This window comes from Streptomyces sp. NBC_00299 (genome assembly GCF_036173045.1).
Lineage (GTDB): Bacteria > Actinomycetota > Actinomycetes > Streptomycetales > Streptomycetaceae > Streptomyces > Streptomyces machairae.
The window spans coordinates 6,860,996-6,875,777 of sequence record NZ_CP108039.1; the positions used below are offsets into that span (position 1 = coordinate 6,860,996).

14 protein-coding genes are annotated in these 14,782 nt (G+C 72.3%); 4 read left to right on the forward strand and 10 right to left on the reverse strand.

Features of this window, described 5'->3' with window-relative positions; genetic code table 11:
• Positions 1-53: 53 nt before the first annotated feature.
• The 4 genes from OHT51_RS30555 to lipB all read right to left on the reverse strand — a co-directional run bounded on the left by OHT51_RS30555 (position 54) and on the right by lipB (position 3,149).
• The gene (locus OHT51_RS30555) at positions 54-755 is read right to left on the reverse strand and encodes a DUF4191 domain-containing protein (RefSeq protein ID WP_328882126.1); all 702 of its coding nucleotides are present in this window, start codon (positions 753-755) and stop codon (positions 54-56) included.
• Between the two features lie 76 nt (positions 756-831).
• The gene (locus OHT51_RS30560; protein WP_328882127.1) at positions 832-1,032 is read right to left on the reverse strand and encodes an SCO2195 family GlnR-regulated protein; all 201 of its coding nucleotides are present in this window, start codon (positions 1,030-1,032) and stop codon (positions 832-834) included.
• A gap of 256 nt (positions 1,033-1,288) precedes the next feature.
• Positions 1,289-2,254, reverse strand: a complete 966-nt coding sequence (gene lipA / locus OHT51_RS30565) for a lipoyl synthase (RefSeq protein WP_328882128.1) — start codon at positions 2,252-2,254, stop codon at positions 1,289-1,291.
• 94 nt (positions 2,255-2,348) lie between these two features.
• Positions 2,349-3,149, reverse strand: a complete 801-nt coding sequence (gene lipB / locus OHT51_RS30570) for a lipoyl(octanoyl) transferase LipB (protein WP_328882129.1) — start codon at positions 3,147-3,149, stop codon at positions 2,349-2,351.
• Between the two features lie 278 nt (positions 3,150-3,427).
• Between lipB and OHT51_RS30575 the strand changes: the two genes are divergently transcribed.
• A complete protein-coding gene (locus tag OHT51_RS30575; protein ID WP_328882130.1) occupies positions 3,428-4,867 on the forward strand; it encodes a regulator in 1,440 nt (479 codons plus the stop codon).
• Between the two features lie 9 nt (positions 4,868-4,876).
• Here OHT51_RS30575 and OHT51_RS30580 read toward each other — a convergent pair whose 3' ends face one another.
• Both OHT51_RS30580 and OHT51_RS30585 read right to left on the reverse strand, forming a co-directional pair.
• Positions 4,877-6,265, reverse strand: coding sequence for an NAD(P)/FAD-dependent oxidoreductase (locus OHT51_RS30580; RefSeq protein ID WP_328882131.1), 1,389 nt, complete (start codon positions 6,263-6,265; stop codon positions 4,877-4,879).
• Positions 6,266-6,466: 201 nt separating this feature from the next.
• Positions 6,467-7,366 carry a TIGR01777 family oxidoreductase gene (locus tag OHT51_RS30585; protein WP_328882132.1) on the reverse strand — a complete coding sequence of 300 codons (900 nt, stop codon included), beginning with the start codon at positions 7,364-7,366 and terminating at the stop codon, positions 6,467-6,469.
• A gap of 71 nt (positions 7,367-7,437) precedes the next feature.
• On the opposite strand from OHT51_RS30585, the gene OHT51_RS30590 reads away from it, so the two are divergent.
• Positions 7,438-7,935 carry a GNAT family N-acetyltransferase gene (locus OHT51_RS30590; RefSeq protein ID WP_328882133.1) on the forward strand — a complete coding sequence of 166 codons (498 nt, stop codon included), beginning with the start codon at positions 7,438-7,440 and terminating at the stop codon, positions 7,933-7,935.
• Between the two features lie 51 nt (positions 7,936-7,986).
• On the opposite strand, the gene OHT51_RS30595 is transcribed toward OHT51_RS30590, so the two are convergent.
• Positions 7,987-9,171, reverse strand: coding sequence for a MarP family serine protease (locus tag OHT51_RS30595; protein ID WP_328882134.1), 1,185 nt, complete (start codon positions 9,169-9,171; stop codon positions 7,987-7,989).
• A 1,279-nt stretch (positions 9,172-10,450) separates the two neighbouring features.
• Here OHT51_RS30595 and OHT51_RS30600 point away from each other — a divergent pair.
• Positions 10,451-11,185, forward strand: coding sequence for a peptidoglycan recognition protein family protein (locus OHT51_RS30600; RefSeq protein WP_328884496.1), 735 nt, complete (start codon positions 10,451-10,453; stop codon positions 11,183-11,185).
• 222 nt (positions 11,186-11,407) lie between these two features.
• Here the strand turns inward: OHT51_RS30600 and OHT51_RS30605 are convergent, their stop codons facing one another.
• Positions 11,408-12,535 carry a lipid II:glycine glycyltransferase FemX gene (locus tag OHT51_RS30605; protein WP_328882135.1) on the reverse strand — a complete coding sequence of 376 codons (1,128 nt, stop codon included), beginning with the start codon at positions 12,533-12,535 and terminating at the stop codon, positions 11,408-11,410.
• A 226-nt stretch (positions 12,536-12,761) separates the two neighbouring features.
• Between OHT51_RS30605 and OHT51_RS30610 the strand changes: the two genes are divergently transcribed.
• The gene (locus OHT51_RS30610) at positions 12,762-12,980 is read left to right on the forward strand and encodes a hypothetical protein (protein WP_328882136.1); all 219 of its coding nucleotides are present in this window, start codon (positions 12,762-12,764) and stop codon (positions 12,978-12,980) included.
• A 40-nt stretch (positions 12,981-13,020) separates the two neighbouring features.
• Here the strand turns inward: OHT51_RS30610 and OHT51_RS30615 are convergent, their stop codons facing one another.
• Positions 13,021-13,539, reverse strand: coding sequence for a DUF4240 domain-containing protein (locus tag OHT51_RS30615; RefSeq protein WP_328884497.1), 519 nt, complete (start codon positions 13,537-13,539; stop codon positions 13,021-13,023).
• Between the two features lie 113 nt (positions 13,540-13,652).
• The gene (locus OHT51_RS30620) at positions 13,653-14,627 is read right to left on the reverse strand and encodes a helix-turn-helix transcriptional regulator (protein WP_328882137.1); all 975 of its coding nucleotides are present in this window, start codon (positions 14,625-14,627) and stop codon (positions 13,653-13,655) included.
• Between the last annotated feature and the right edge of the window lie 155 nt (positions 14,628-14,782).

Here is a 14,782-nt window from a genome sequence, read left to right on the forward strand (position 1 = left end):
ACGATGGGGGCGCCCGGATCACTCCGGGCGCCCCCATCGTCGTACGAGGGAGGTCAGCGAGCCCTCGGCCCGCCCTTCGGCAGCTTCATGCCCTTGGGCATCGGACCCTTGGGCAGCGGCATGTTGCTCATCAGGTCGCCCATGGCCTTGAGCCGGTCATTGGTGGCGGTTACCTGGGGGCCGGTCAGCACGCGCGGCAGCTTCAGCATGGTGGTCCGCAGCTTCTTCAGCTCGACCTGGCCCTCACCCGTGCCCACGATCAGGTCGTGCACCGGCACGTCCGCGACGATGCGGTTCATCTTCTTCTTCTCGGCTGCCAGCAGGGTCTTCACCCGGTTCGGGTTGCCCTCGGCGACCAGCACGATGCCGGCCTTGCCGACGGCCCGGTGGACCACGTCCTGGCTGCGGTTCATCGCCACCGCGGGGGTCGTGTTCCAGCCTCGGCCGATGTTGTCCAGCACGGCCGCTGCGGCGCCCGGCTGGCCCTCCATCTGCCCGAAGGCCGCCCGCTCGGCCCGGCGCCCGAACACGATCGCCGACGCGAGGAAGGCGAGCAGCAGGCCCAGGATGCCGAGATAGATGGGGTGACCGATCAAGAAACCGATCGCGAGGAAGACACCGAAGGTGACGATTCCGACAGCCGCGAGTACAAGACCGATCTTCTTGTCGGCCTTGCGAGTCATCTTGTAGGTCAGAGCGATCTGCTTGAGTCGCCCGGGATTCGCAGCGTCCGCTGCCGTGTCCTTCCTCGCCATGCCACGAAGTCTACGTGCCCCCGGAAGCGCCGACGACGGCAGTGCCACGCCGGAGTGCAGCGGGAGCGCGCCGGAGTCAGGGACGGACGGTGGTGACCTGGTCCAGGACGCGCTGCGCCTCGACTCGGTCCTTGGCGCGACGGCGGTCCTCCAGCACGGACGTCCAGGCGTTGCGACGAGCGGTGCGCTGGCCGCTGCTCATCAGCAGCGACTCGACGGCACGCAGTGCAGTGGTGAACGACGGGATGGCGGTGGCGCGAACGGGCGCGGCCTGCATGGTGGAGGTCCCCCCTCGGGAATGGCGGCTTCGTGAGTGGTGCACGGGGTGTACAACCAGGGTCACTGATTGGTGTTACCAGGGCGTGACCGACCGGTCAAACACCAATGAAACCTTGATACGCGGTCGGAAACGCTTGACGCGGCCCTGATGGTGCCCCTATCTGCGGGGACGTCCAGGACCGCGTCAATCGGCCGCTGCCTGAGGGCAGTTGCTTGTGCGCAGGTTCACATGAACCGGGTGGCACTCCGTGCCATCAGACCGCCTGCGAGGCGACGTACGAACCCCGCTTCTCCACGGCCATCTGGTAGAGCCGCCCGGCACGGTACGAGGACCGCACCAGCGGGCCGGACATCACACCGGAGAAGCCGATCTGCTCGGCCTCGTCCTTCAGCTCCACGAACTCGTGCGGCTTGACCCAGCGCTCCACGGGGTGGTGGCGCACGGACGGGCGCAGGTACTGCGTGATGGTCACCAGCTCGCAGCCCGCGTCGTGCAGCTGCTGGAGCGCCTCGCTGATCTCCTCACGGGTCTCGCCCATGCCGAGGATGAGGTTGGACTTGGTGACCAGGCCGTAGTCGCGGGCCTCGGTGATGACCTTCAGGGAACGCTCGTAGCGGAAGCCGGGGCGGATGCGCTTGAAGATCCGGGGCACCGTCTCGACGTTGTGCGCGAAGACCTCGGGGCGGGAGGCGAAGACCTCCTGGAGCAGCTCCGGGACGGCGTTGAAGTCGGGGGCGAGCAGCTCGACCTTGGTGCGGCCGGCCTCGCGCTCCGCGGTCTGCTGGTGGATCTGGCGCACGGTCTCCGCGTACAGCCAGGCGCCGCCGTCCGGGAGGTCGTCGCGGGCGACGCCGGTGATGGTGGCGTAGTTCAGGTCCATGGTGACCACGGACTCGCCGACGCGGCGCGGCTCGTCGCGGTCGAGCGCCTCGGGCTTGCCGGTGTCGATCTGGCAGAAGTCGCAGCGCCGGGTGCACTGGTCGCCACCGATGAGGAAGGTCGCCTCGCGGTCCTCCCAGCACTCGTAGATGTTGGGGCAGCCGGCTTCCTGGCAGACCGTGTGCAGGCCCTCGCTCTTCACGAGGTTCTGCATCTTCGTGTACTCGGGGCCCATTTTCGCCCGCGTCTTGATCCACTCGGGCTTGCGCTCGATGGGGGTCTGGGCGTTGCGGACCTCCAGGCGCAGCATCTTGCGTCCGTCGGGTGAGACTGCGGACACGACCGGCTCCCTAGCGATTGATTCTTCGGCGCCCTCAAGGGTACGCCCGTGGATTTGAATGCCTGCGTGGGTGTCAGCCCCTCCACGGGCCTGTTTATGCCGCCGGTTCCCTCTCGATCTCCCGCGGCTTCAGATCGGCGTTCTCCAGTACGTCCGTCAGGTGCCGCTCGACGACCGGCAGCACCTCGTCGATCGTGACGTCCCGGCCGAGCTCGGCGGCCAGCGAGGCGACGCCCGCGTCGCGGATCCCGCACGGGATGATCCGGTCGAACCACTTGTTGTCCGGGTTCACGTTCAGGGCGAAGCCGTGCATGGTCACGCCCTTCGCGACCCGGATCCCGATCGCCGCGATCTTGCGGTCCTCGCGCCGCTGGCCGGCGTTGGAGGGGGCGTACTCGGGGCCGTTCAGACGCGGGTCGAACTCCTCGTCCGTCAGGCGGGGGTCGAAGTCCAGCGCGAGTCCGCCAAACGACGGACGCTGCTCGACCGGGTCGCCCAGGACCCACACCCCGCTGCGGCCCTCGACGCGGGTGGTCTCCAGACCGAACTCCGCACAGGTGCGGATCAAGGCCTCCTCCAGCCGGCGTACATGGGCCACGACGTCCACGGGGCGCGGCAGCTTCTGGATCGGGTAGCCGACGAGCTGCCCCGGGCCGTGCCAGGTGATCTTGCCGCCGCGGTCCACGTCGATGACCGGCGTGCCGTCCAGGGGTCGCTCGTTGTCCGCCGTGCGCCGGCCCGCCGTGTACACCGGAGGGTGCTCGAGCAGCAGAACCGTGTCGGGGATCTCGTCCTCGAACCGCGCCGCGTGCACCCGGCGCTGCTCGTCCCACGCCTGCTGGTACTCGACGGCGTCCGCCCCGAACCCCATGCGCACGAACCGCAACTCACTCACGGCAAGCGCCTCCCTGGTGCTTAGAAGGTCGTAAGGCACAAAGCGTGCCTACGCCACTGTACGACCGGCTCGTTCGGGTGACGTCTCGCGGTCCGCGTCAGCCCGGTAGGGCAATCCTCACACGATCGGATGAATGGGCGGCGTAATGTGCGATCGGCTGCTTACTCTCCGCTACATTCGCGCCGTTCGAGCAGGCCAAAAGGGCTGCTCACCGGCAATCCGGGCACCCGCGGCCGTACGGCCCCGCAAGGCCCGAAAGGCAGGAGACCGCACCGCAGATGACGGAACGACCCGCGCAGCGCACTCCCAACCGCCAGCTCGCCGCGCTCATCGCAGAAGCGGGATTCTCCAACGCGGGTCTCGCCCGCCGGGTGGACCAGCTCGGCCTCGAACACGGGCTTGATCTCAGATACGACAAGACCTCGGTCACCCGCTGGCTGCGCGGGCAGCAGCCACGCGGTACGACGCCCGCGCTCATCGCCGAGGTCTTCACGCGCCGCCTCGGCCGCCGGCTCTCCGCGCAGGACCTCGGCCTCGACGCCTGCGCGCCCGTGTACGCGGGGCTGGAGTTCGCCGCGACACCGGAGGAGGCCGTCGACATCGTCAGCGGCCTGTGGCGCAAGGACTCGGGCAGCCACGCCGAGCTGCGCAAGATCGCGTTCACCCCGGCCGGCCTCGTCGTGCCCAGCCGGGACTGGCTGATCGGCCGCGCCGACGAGAAGGTCGCCCGCGGCGAGGGGATCGCCCGCATCCCGGTGCAGGCCCGCCCGTCGGCCGTACCCCGCCAGCGCGGGCAGGCCGAGCGCGGCCCCGGCCAGAAGGTCACCGGCGGCGACATCGCAGCGCTGCGCTCGGTCGGCGAGCTGTTCCGCTCCCTCGACGACATGTACGGCGGCGGCCACGCCCGGCAGGCCCTGGTGCGCTACCTGGAGCACGAGTGCGAGCCGATGCTGCGCGGCACCTACGGCGAGCAGACCGGCCGCCGCCTGTTCGCGGCCGCCGCCGACCTCACGAGGCTCGCGGGCTGGACGTCGTACGACATCGCGGCGCACGGGCTCGCCCAGCGCTACTTCGTGCAGTCGCTGCGGCTCGCGCAGGCGGCCGGCGACCGGGCCTTCGGCTCCTACGTCCTGGTCACCATGAGCCGCCAGGCCGTCTACCTCGGGCACGGCCGTGAGGCGGTCCAGCTCGCGCGCGTGGCCCAGCAGGGTGTGGGGACCAGCGCGCCGCCGGTCGTGCAGGCCCTGCTGCACGCGTGCGAGGCGCGCGGGCACGGCGTACTGGGCGAGGTGCGCGCCTGCACCGCCTCCCTGGTGCGGGCCGAGCGCGCCCTCGAAGCGGCCCGCCCCGTCGACGACGTCCCGCACTGGGCGCGCTTCTTCGACGAGGCGCAGCTCGCCGACGAGTTCGGCCACTGCCACCGGGACCTGCAGCAGTTCCGCGCGGCGGCCCAGCATGCCGAGCGGTCCCTGCAACTGCGCGCCCCCGCCTATGCCCGCAGCCGCCTGTTCTCCCGCGTGGTCCTCGCTTCCGCCCGCCTCGGCCTCGGCGAACTCGACCAGGCCTGCGCGCTGGGCGCGGAGGCCGCGGGCGCTGCCGCGGAGATGCGGTCGGTGCGGGCGGTCGAGTACGTCAAGGATTTCGAGCGGAGGCTGGAGCCGTATCGGGACGCGGCGCCGGTGAGGGGGTATCGCGACAAGGTCGCCGCACTGGGGTAGGCGGGCGCTTCAGGCGGCCCTCGCTGTGGGGACCGGGTCCGCGCTGTGCATGGACCCCGCTGCCCCCAGGTCCGTCAGGATCGCCGCCGCGGCCCGGTGGGCCGAGTGCAGGGCGCCCTGGACCGTGCTGGTGTCGCGGTGGTCGCCGCAGACGTACAGGCCCGCCAGGAGGCGCACCTGGCGGCGCAGGTCGTGGGGTGGGCGCATCGCGGGGACGGCTTCCGGGGTGTGGTGCACGGCGAGGGTCTCCCAGCGTGCCGTGGAGGTGCCGTAGAGGCGGGACAGGTGCATCCGTACGGCCGTGTCGATGTCGGGCGGCGGCGTGCCGAGGACCGTCGACGAGACGAGCGTGCGGCCCGCCGGTGCGCGGCTCGGGTCGACCTGGCTGATCACCGCGGTGTGCGCGACCGGGCCGCCCCGGTCGGCGTCGAGCAGCAGCGAGGCGCCGGTCGGCGGCGGCTCGTCGGTCGTGTGGTGGACGACGGTCACCGGGTGGAAGTCCGGGACGCGCAGGCCCGGCAGCAGTTCGGCGGCGGTCCGCGCGTCCGTCGCCAGCAGGACGGCACGGCAGCGGATCTCGCCGTGCTCGGCGGTGGTCACCGACGTCGTCGCGACCGACGTGACCCGCACACCGGTGTGCACGGTGCCCGGCGGCAGCGCCCGTGCCAGCAGCTCCGGCAGCGCCTCGGCGCCGCCCTCGGGCACGCACATCCGTCCGCTGGCGAAGGAGCGGAGCGCCAGATCCGCACACCGGCTGGACGTCGTCAGCTCCGGGTCGCACAGCAGCGCGGCGAGCAGCGGCCGCAGGAAGCCGTCGATCGTCCGAGCCGGAACGCCCCGCTCCGCGAGCGCCTGCGCGGCAGGCAACTCGGGGCGGGACAGCAGCCGTTCGATCGGCACGGTCGCCAGCCGGGCGAGCGCGGCGCCCAGCCGGGCCTGGTCCACGGCGGTGCCCAGCGGTGCGCCCGCGCGGACCCGCGGGATGGGCGTCTGTCCCGGAACACCCCGTACGGGCCCGGTCCTCGGGGCGCTCGCCAGGGCGCGCACCGCGTGGAGTGCGCCCCTCGCGCGCCGGGCGCTCATCGGGCTCGCCACCGCGCCCGCGCGATGTCGGCGCCCGTCGCTGTGCAGCAGTACGCCCGGCGCGAAGGGGCGCAGCGCCAGCGCGTCGAGCCCGGGTGTCAGCCGTAGCTCCGGATACGACGTCGACAGGAGCTGGCCTATCCGGTCCAGCCGGAACCCGTCGACCTTCTCGGTCGACATGCGGCCGCCCGGGTAAGGGGCGGCCTCCAGCACTGCGGTCCTCACTCCTGCGCTGGTCAGCCGATGCGCCGCGGAGAGTCCGGCGACCCCGGCTCCCACGATGACGACATCCGCCTGGTACGCGGGCTCAAGCACGTGCCCCTCCTCGAGGTTGCGCGGCCGGTGGAGACGTCATGCCCCCAACTGGCTCCGGGGATACCCGAGTTCGGGTCGAGGTTAGGGCTGTGATCGGTCAAAAACAGTCGCGCATGAACAGAGCATGGTCGCACAGTGGTCGCATACAGGCGCTCGGTGTCGCCGACCGATACATGGCGGATGCCCGGCTTGACCCTTCGATTACTTGGCGGCCGCCCGGATCGCCCCCTCGATGTCCGGGAACGCGAAGGTGAATCCGGACTCCAGCAGCCGCTTCGGCAGCACCCGTTGGCTGCCCAGCACGTCCCCGGCCAACTCGCCGAGTACCGTCCGCAGCACCGGCTCGGGGACGGGGAAGAGCGTCGGCCGGTGCAGTACCCGCCCCATCGCCTCGGTGATCTCACGGTTCGTCAGCGGCTGCGGCGCGGTCACATTGAACGGGCCCGACAGCTCGTCCCGGTCGATCAGATGCCGGATCGCGGCCACCTCGTCGTGCAGCGAGACGAACGACCAGTACTGCCGTCCGTCCCCCAGCCGCCCGCCGAGCCCCGCCTTGAACAGCGGGAACAGCCGCCCCCAGGCCCCGCCCTGCCGGGCCACCACCAGTCCCGTGCGCGGGAACACCGTCCGTACGCCCGCCTCCTGCGCGGGCGCCGCCGCACCCTCCCACTCCACGGCCAGCGAGGGCAGGAAGCCCTCCCCGGGCGGCGCGCTCTCGTCGACGGCACGATCGCCGGTCTCCCCGTAGTAGCCGATCGCGCTGCCGTTCACGAACACCCTCGGCGGCTCGTCCAGCGCGGCCATCGCCTCCGCGAGCGCCGCCGTGCCCTGCACCCGGCCGGACCGGAGCTTCGCCTTGTACGCGTCCGTCCAGCGCCGCGAGCCCACGTTCGCGCCGGCCAGATTGACCACGGCATCGCACCCGGCGAGCCCGGCCGTGTCCACGTACTTCCGCTCGGGATCCCAGCGGACCTCGTCCGCCGAGCCCGGTGCCCGGCGCACCAGCCGCACCACCTCGTGCCCGTCCGCGGCCAGTGACCGCACCAACGCGCCGCCGATCAGTCCGGAGGAGCCGGCCACCGCGATTCTTGAAAGTTCCATGACCTCAATCCTGCCGTTGACCACATAAAACCCCGGTCGGGTTCCCGGGCACCGGTCGTAGGGTGACGCTCATGCCCGAGTCGTACAAAGCCCGTATACGCGCTGCTCTGCCCGATGACGAGGAGGAGCTGTCCCACCTCGACCGTGTCACGTGGTCGCCGATGCACGCGGTCGTGCCCGAACCGCGCCCGCCCTACCCGCCGTTCTTCACCGAGCGCCACGCCCCGGAGGACCATCTGGTCGCGGAGCTCGACCGCCGCATCGTCGGCTACGTCCGCCTCGGCTTCCCCACTCCGCTCGCCTGTAACGCGCACGTCCGGCAGATCCAGGGCCTCGCCGTCGCCGACGAGGCGCGTGGCCTCGGCGTGGGCCGGGCGCTGATCCGGGCGGCCGTGGACGAGTCCCGCCGCAGGAGCGCACGCCGGATCACCCTGCGCGTCCTCGGCCACAACACGCCGGCGCGCAAGCTGTACGAGTCCGAGGGCTTCGTGGTCGAGGGGGTGCTGCCCGGGGAGTTCTTGCTGGACGGGCAGTACGTGGACGACGTGTTCATGGGGCGCAGTCTCTGACGGGCTGTCACGCACGGCACAGGCCGTACCGGAGCCGGCAGCCTTCGGGCCTCACGAGGTGACGAGTTCCCCCGTGTCCACCGCCGCCGTCGCGTAGGCCGCACGCTTGGCGTCGGAGGCGACCTCGGCGACCGTGAGGACGTAGCCGGTCCGGTCGTCGGAGGTGGAGCGGGCGAAGACGACGCCGAACACCTTGCCGTCCGTGGTCAGCAGCGGGCCGCCGGAGTTGCCGGGGCGGACGGTGGAGCGGATCGAGTAGATCTCGCGGGTGACGGTCTCGTCGTTGTAGATGTTCTGGCCGGTCGCCCGCACCCGGTTCGCGACCGTCGCCGCCTGGAGGTTCAGGTCGCCGTCCTCCGGATAGCCCGCCACGACGGCCGAGTCGCCGCGGTTGGCGTCGTCGTCGAACGACAGGGCGGGGGCGCGCAGATCCGGGACGTACAGCACGGCGACGTCCCGGTCCGGGTCGAAGAGCACCACCCGTGACGCGTACGACGGCCCGATGCCACCCACCCGGACGCTGGGGGCGTCGATGCCGGCCACCACATGGGCGTTGGTCATCACGTGCTGGGGGGAGTAGACGAAGCCGCTGCCCTCGCGGCCCTGCGTGCCCGCGGTGCCCTCGATCTTGACCGTGCTGAGCTTGGCGGCGCTGGTGGCGGCCGTCGTGACGCTGTCGCCGGAGGGCTCGGCGACCTCGGCGGTCGACTCGTTCTCGAAGGGGTTGAAGACCTGCGGGAAGCCGGCTTCGGTGAGCGCGGAGGTGGCTCGGGAGAACCAGGCGGGGGTCGTGTCCGGCATCGCGTCCTGCACGGTCCCGAGCAGCCGGGAGTCCCGGATGGCGGAGGTCAGCAGGGGGGAGGAGGACGCGGCGAGCACGCTTGCGGCCACCCACGCCACGATCAGTACGGCCACCGAGTTGGCCACGGCTCCGCCGACGCCGTCCGCCACCCTGAGCGGCCCGCGGTCCAGCTCCCTTCGCAGCCGCAGCGCCAGCCGTCCCGCCAGCTCGTGCACCAGCACCGCCGGGAGCAGCACGGTGAGCACCGCGGTCACGGTCGCCTCCGTCGTACCAGGCGTGACCAGGTCCATCATCCACGGCAGGATCCATACGCCGATCACCGCGCCGCCCACGAAGCCGGCCAGCGAGACGCATCCGGCCACCAGTCCGCGCCGGTATCCGGAGGCCGCGTAGGCCAGGATCACCAGCAACAGCAGGATGTCGAGCAGGTCCACAGAGCCGCCTTTCTCTCGGACCCCTTAGTACGCGCGCGAGCCGCCTGTTGATCAGTGCCCGCGCACGCGCCGCCGGGAACCGGCCACGCCGCGTGCACCTGGAGAAACGCCCCGGACCAGGACGATGGTTCCACCGGGTGTCACACCACACATCGCGGGCGGACCGGATCCGTCGGACAGTAGGACCATGCGTGCCTTCCGACGGGTCACCCGAAGGGTCTTCGGAGGAACACGGGGGAAACGAAGACCACGTGCCGTACGAATACCGTGGGCTGCGCCGGTGCGGGAGGCGGGCCGCGGGTGGGACGAGGCTGCTGCGCCGGGGGACTTGCGGGGGGCTGAGGGAGACGCGGGTCAGGAGCCGTTACGAGGAGATCCGGGGGCTTCGGGGGTTCGGGGTGGGAGCGGCGAGCAGGGGGCTGCGCCGGCAGCGGGCGCGGAGCCCTTGCAGCGAGGGGCGCGAGCTGCGGGCGCGGAGCCTTGGGGGGAGGGGGCTGCGCGGGCCGGGGGGCGGGACGGTGTAGCGGGGGGTGCCGGGGCGTCGGGTGGCGGTGGCTCGGATGGGATGCCGCGTGCAGAGGGTGGGGGTGGCGGGCAGGGGTCCGCGGGGGCGGCGGGCCCGGACGGTGGAGCGGGGGGTGCGCCCGCATCGGACGGCGAATCCTCGCCGCGCGCTTCGCGAGGAGCCGGCGCGGAGGGTTCGCAGGAGGCTGAGGGCGGGCCGGCTGCGGGGCGGGTGGAGGACGCGCCGGCCGTGCGGGAGCAGCCGCCGGTGCGGGATGAGGCGGTCCTGCGGGAGCAGCCGGTTGTGTCGGAGCGGCCTGTGGCGGGAGATCAGCCGCCCGTGCGGGAAAATCCGTGCGGGCCGGAGTGGCTGCCGGTACCGGCACGGCCTGTACGGCGGGAGCAGCCGCCGGTGCGGGATGAGACGGTCCTGCGGGAGCAGCCCGTTGTGCCGGAGCGGCCTGGGGCGGGAGATCAGCCGCCCGTGCGGGAAAATCCGTGCGGGCCGGAGTGGCTGCCCGTACCGGAACGGCCCGTACGGCGGGCTCAGCCGCCGGTGGGGGACCCGCCGCCCCCACGGGAACAGTCGGCCCCGCAGGGTCTGCCCGCCGGCGGAGAACAACCTGCCCGGCAGGGGCGGTCGAAACCGCGACTGCGGCAGGACGTACCGGAAGAGCGGGCTGGAGGGCCGTCCGCCGGTCGGTGGGCCCGCATACAGGCACGGAGCCGGTGGCAGCCGCCCTCGGGGTGGCGCGTACACCCCGTCGCGTTCGCGCTGCTCGGCTGTGTTCCGGGCCTCGCCGCCGTACTCGCGCTGGGGTTGTGCGCGAGTGGCGTCGAGCGGATCGTCGCGGCCGGTGCGCGGCCGGTCGCGGCGCGGCCCGCCGACTCGCATCAGGCGCCCCGGCCGGCCATCGTGCCGAGGTCGGCCTGGCTCGACGACGAGACCCGGCGGGCCCAGCCGCCGCCGCGTTACGACGACACGGTCGTCGCCGTGTTCATCCATCACACCGACTCGCCCAACGGCTACGACTGCGCCGACGTGCCCCGCATCATCCGGTACGTGTACGCGGGCCAGACCGGCTCCCGTGACTGGGACGACATCGGCTACAACTTCCTCGTCGACCGCTGCGGCACCGTCTACGAGGGCCGCGAGGGCGGCATCGCCCGGCCCGTGACCGGCGCCCACACCCAGGGCTTCAACCACCGCACCACCGGCATAGCCGCCATCGGCACCTTCACGGCCGGCGTGCCCGTGCCGAGGGCGATGACCGAGGCGATCGCCGCGGTGGCCGCCTGGAAACTGGGGCTCTCCGACACGGACCCCCGCGCGAAAGTCCGACTGACCTCCAGCAACAGCTACAGCCGCTACCCGTCCGGCACCGCCGCGATGTTCCCCGCGATCGCCGGCCACAACGTCGGTTACATGACCAGTTGCCCGGGCGAGGCCCTCAGCGAGCGTCTCCCGGAGATCAGGAAGACGGCGGCCCGGCTGCAGGGCAGGAGCTGAGGCGTGCGGTGTCCTTGCCGGCCCCGAGCTGCCGTGCGACCGAGAGTCCTACAGCGCGGACCTGCCTGATCACGCCCGGCCCGAACTACCGTGCCGCCCCGCCGGCTGCCCGGGTCTGACCTCCCCCGGTCGCCCCGGCGTGGTCCACCCCCTGGCCGCCGGCCCAACCCCGCCCGCCGTACCCCACCCCCCGGCCGCCCGGCCCAACCCCGCCCCGGCCGGTCACCGCCTCCCCAAATAAACGCCCAGCGCCCGCTGCAGCACCCTCCCCTGGCTCCCCACCGGAAGTTCCCACTCGCCGAGGTACTCCACCGCACGGCCGCCCGCGCCGGTCTTGAACAGGAGGCGGCCGAGGAGGCGGTCCTCCGTGAGGGTGGGGGTGATGGAGCGGAGGTCGTACGTGTCGGCGCCCGCGGCCCGGGCGTCGCCCAGCATGCGCCACAGCAGGGCGCTGCTGGGCCGCAGTTCACGCCCCCGGCGGCCGGACGCGGCGTAGGAGTGCCAGGCCCTGGAGCCGACGCTGATCATGAGGGCCGCGGAGAGCACCTCTCCGTCGTACTCGGCGAGATAGAGCCGCAGCCGGTCCTCGTCCTCGGCGTTCAGGGCCGCCCACATGCGCCGGAAGTAGTCCAGCGGGCGGGCCTTGAAGCCGTCGCGGGCGGCCGTCACGGTGTACAGGCGGTAGAACTCGGGCAGGTCGGCCGCCGAGCCCCACGCAACACGGACGCCCGCCGCCTCGGCCGTGCGCAGCGACTGTTCCCAGTGCGGTGCGAGGGCGTCGCGCAGATCGTCCACCGAACGCCCCGCCAACGGGATCTCACAGCCGTAGCGCGGCTGACCCAGCCCGAACCCGCTCCCGTCGTCCTCCTCGCACCGCCGCCACCCCAGCCGCCGCAGCCGCTCCGCGGCGTCGAGCGCGTAACCGTCGATGCCGGCCGTGGGCACGTCGCGCAGATGCCCCGTCGCCGGGTCGGCGATGCCCGCCGTCACGTCGGCCGCGTCCCAGTGGCGTACGACGAGCGGCGGGCCGATCCGGACCGAGAACGCCCCGATCCGCTTCAGGTGGGCGACGAGCGGGTCCAGCCACCGCTCCAGGCGCGGCGTACGCCAGTCGATCGCGGGCCCGTCGGGGACGTAGGCCAGGTAGCGCCGGGTACCGGGCAGGGGCCGGTACAGGACGAGCGCCGTCGCGACCATGTCGTCGCCCTCGAACCACCCCACGCTCTCCGGCAGCCAGTCGGGCTTCACATCGCCCCACTCGGGGATCTGCAGATGGCTCGCATCGGGATACAGCCGTAGGTGGGCCAGATGCTCCTGGCGCGGTATCTCCCGCACGTACAGGCTGGTCATGGGCAGGGTGCTCCTGTTCGGTCCGGTCACCCTAAGCCGGAGATCACGGAACCGGTCAAGAGACGGCGCGTGAACCTTCCGGAAAGGCCCGCGCCGGCTCCCTCACCGGCTCTCTCACCGGCTCTCTCACCGGCCCCCGCTCACAGGCTTCTCGTAGCCGGCTCAACGATCTCCCCGAGACAGCCTCCCTACCGTCATGCACACGCACTGACCGGAGGTGGGGATCATGAGCAGCGGCAACGGCACGCGCAACCACAGCAGCAAGCGGGCCTGGACCGTCGTCTGCGCGGTCGCGACCGTCGTCCTGGGGCCGGCCGCCGTCACGGCGTCCGCGCTCGACCAGGCCAACAAGGCACCGCTGCACCACGCGGTGAAGGCCGACCATGCGCAGACGCAGGCGTACATCCCGTCGGACCCCGGCCGCAGGCGGACCGTCCCGGCGTGAGTGGGCTGAGGCCTTCCGTCGGCCTGCCCCAGAACCTGCCTCAGTCCTTGAAGCGCTCCCACAGCTTGGGATACCGGTCCGCCAGCGCCCGTTCGTTCTCGAAGTCGACCGGCGTGCCCTCCGGTTCCGGGGGCGCGGGAGGGATGCCGAGGTCGGGGGCGACGGTGCCGGTGAGCTGTTCGTAGGCCTCGTCCGCGGCGTAGCCGAGCTCCTCGGCGTCGCCGTCGAACTCCTCGTCGAAGTCGTCCAGCAGGTCGGCGAGCGAGTCGGGGTCGTGCACACCGCCCTCGTACACCTCGCGGCCCTGGCCGATCAGCCAGCACCGGAAGAAGTCGAACGCGTCGTCGCTGGCCCCGTCCAGCAGAACCCAGGCGGCGCCCCACAGGTCCCAGGTGTACGCGCGGTTGTAGCGGGCCTCGAAGTGACGGGCGAAGTCGAGCACCGAGTCGGGGTCCTGCTGGAGCAGCCGCTCCACCAAAAGGTCGGCCTGCTCCTCGGGGTCGCCCTCGGCGGCCTCACGGGCGCCGTCCACCAGCTCCCAGAACTCCGTCTCGTCCATCACGGGTCCAGCATCGGCCCTGTGCGGGTGGGGCGCACGTGGAGTGCGACGGATTGTTATGGGCGTACGGACCTTGGGCGGCCGGGCAGGACCGGGCCCGGCGGGCGTCCGGGTCAGGCCCCGTACAGCGCCGCCAGCCGTATCGCGTCGTCCGTGAACCGCTCTCTCAGCGACTGAGGCGCCAGCACCTCGACCTCCGGCCCGAGCGACGCGAGCTGGGTGTGGGCGACCTCCTCGGACTCCACGGGGAGCGTCAGCGTCACCCAGCCGTCCCCGTCCGGGGCGTCCGCCGCCCGCAGCGCCTCCCGCGCGGACTGCGGATCGACGGTGTACGGCAACCGGCGCACCCCGCCCGGCGACACCCGCACCACCACCTCGGCCCGCAGCAGGGACCGCGCGAACTGCTCGGCCCGCTCCTCCCAGAAGCCCGGCAGATCGAACTCCCCGTCCCGCTCGAACCGCTCCTCGCCCCGGTCCACGGCGGTGAACCGGTCGATGCGGTACACCCGGTACGAGCCGTGCCCCGCCACGCGGGCGCACAGATACCAGACCCCCGCCTTCAGCACGAGCCCGTACGGCTCCAGCTCCCGGCCGACCTCGCTCTCCCCGCGCCGGTACCGGGCCACGATCCGCCGGTCGTCCCACACCGCGTCCGCGACGACCGGCAGCAGCTCGGGTGTCTTCGGCTCCTTGAACCAGTTCGGGGCGTCCAGATGGAACCGCTGGGAGGCGGAACGGGAGGCGTCCCGCACCGAGGGCATCAGGGCCGCCGACACCTTCAGCGTGGCGGCGGAGGCGGCGTCCTCCAGCCCCATCTCCCGCAGCGCGCCGGGAACGCCACTCAGGAACAGCGCCTCGGCCTCACTGCGCCCGAGCCCCGTCAGCCTGGTCCGGTACCCGCCGATGAGCCGGTAGCCGCCGGCCCGCCCCCGATCCGCGTACACCGGGACCCCGGCCTCGGACAGGGCCTGCGCGTCCCGGGTGACGGTCCGCTCGGAGACCTCCAGCTCACGCGCGAGTTCGGCCGCGGTCATGGCGGGCCGGGACTGGAGAAGCAGCACCATCTTGATGAGCCGGGCAGCACGCATACGGCCATCATGCCGGGGGCCACTGACAACGAACCCGCTGACGACGAACCCGCTGACGACGAACCCGTCCTCGACGGCCCCGCCGACGACGGCCCCAATGACGGCGAAGGGGCACGGCAGCCGCCGTACCCCTTCGCCGCAGACCAGGAAGGTCA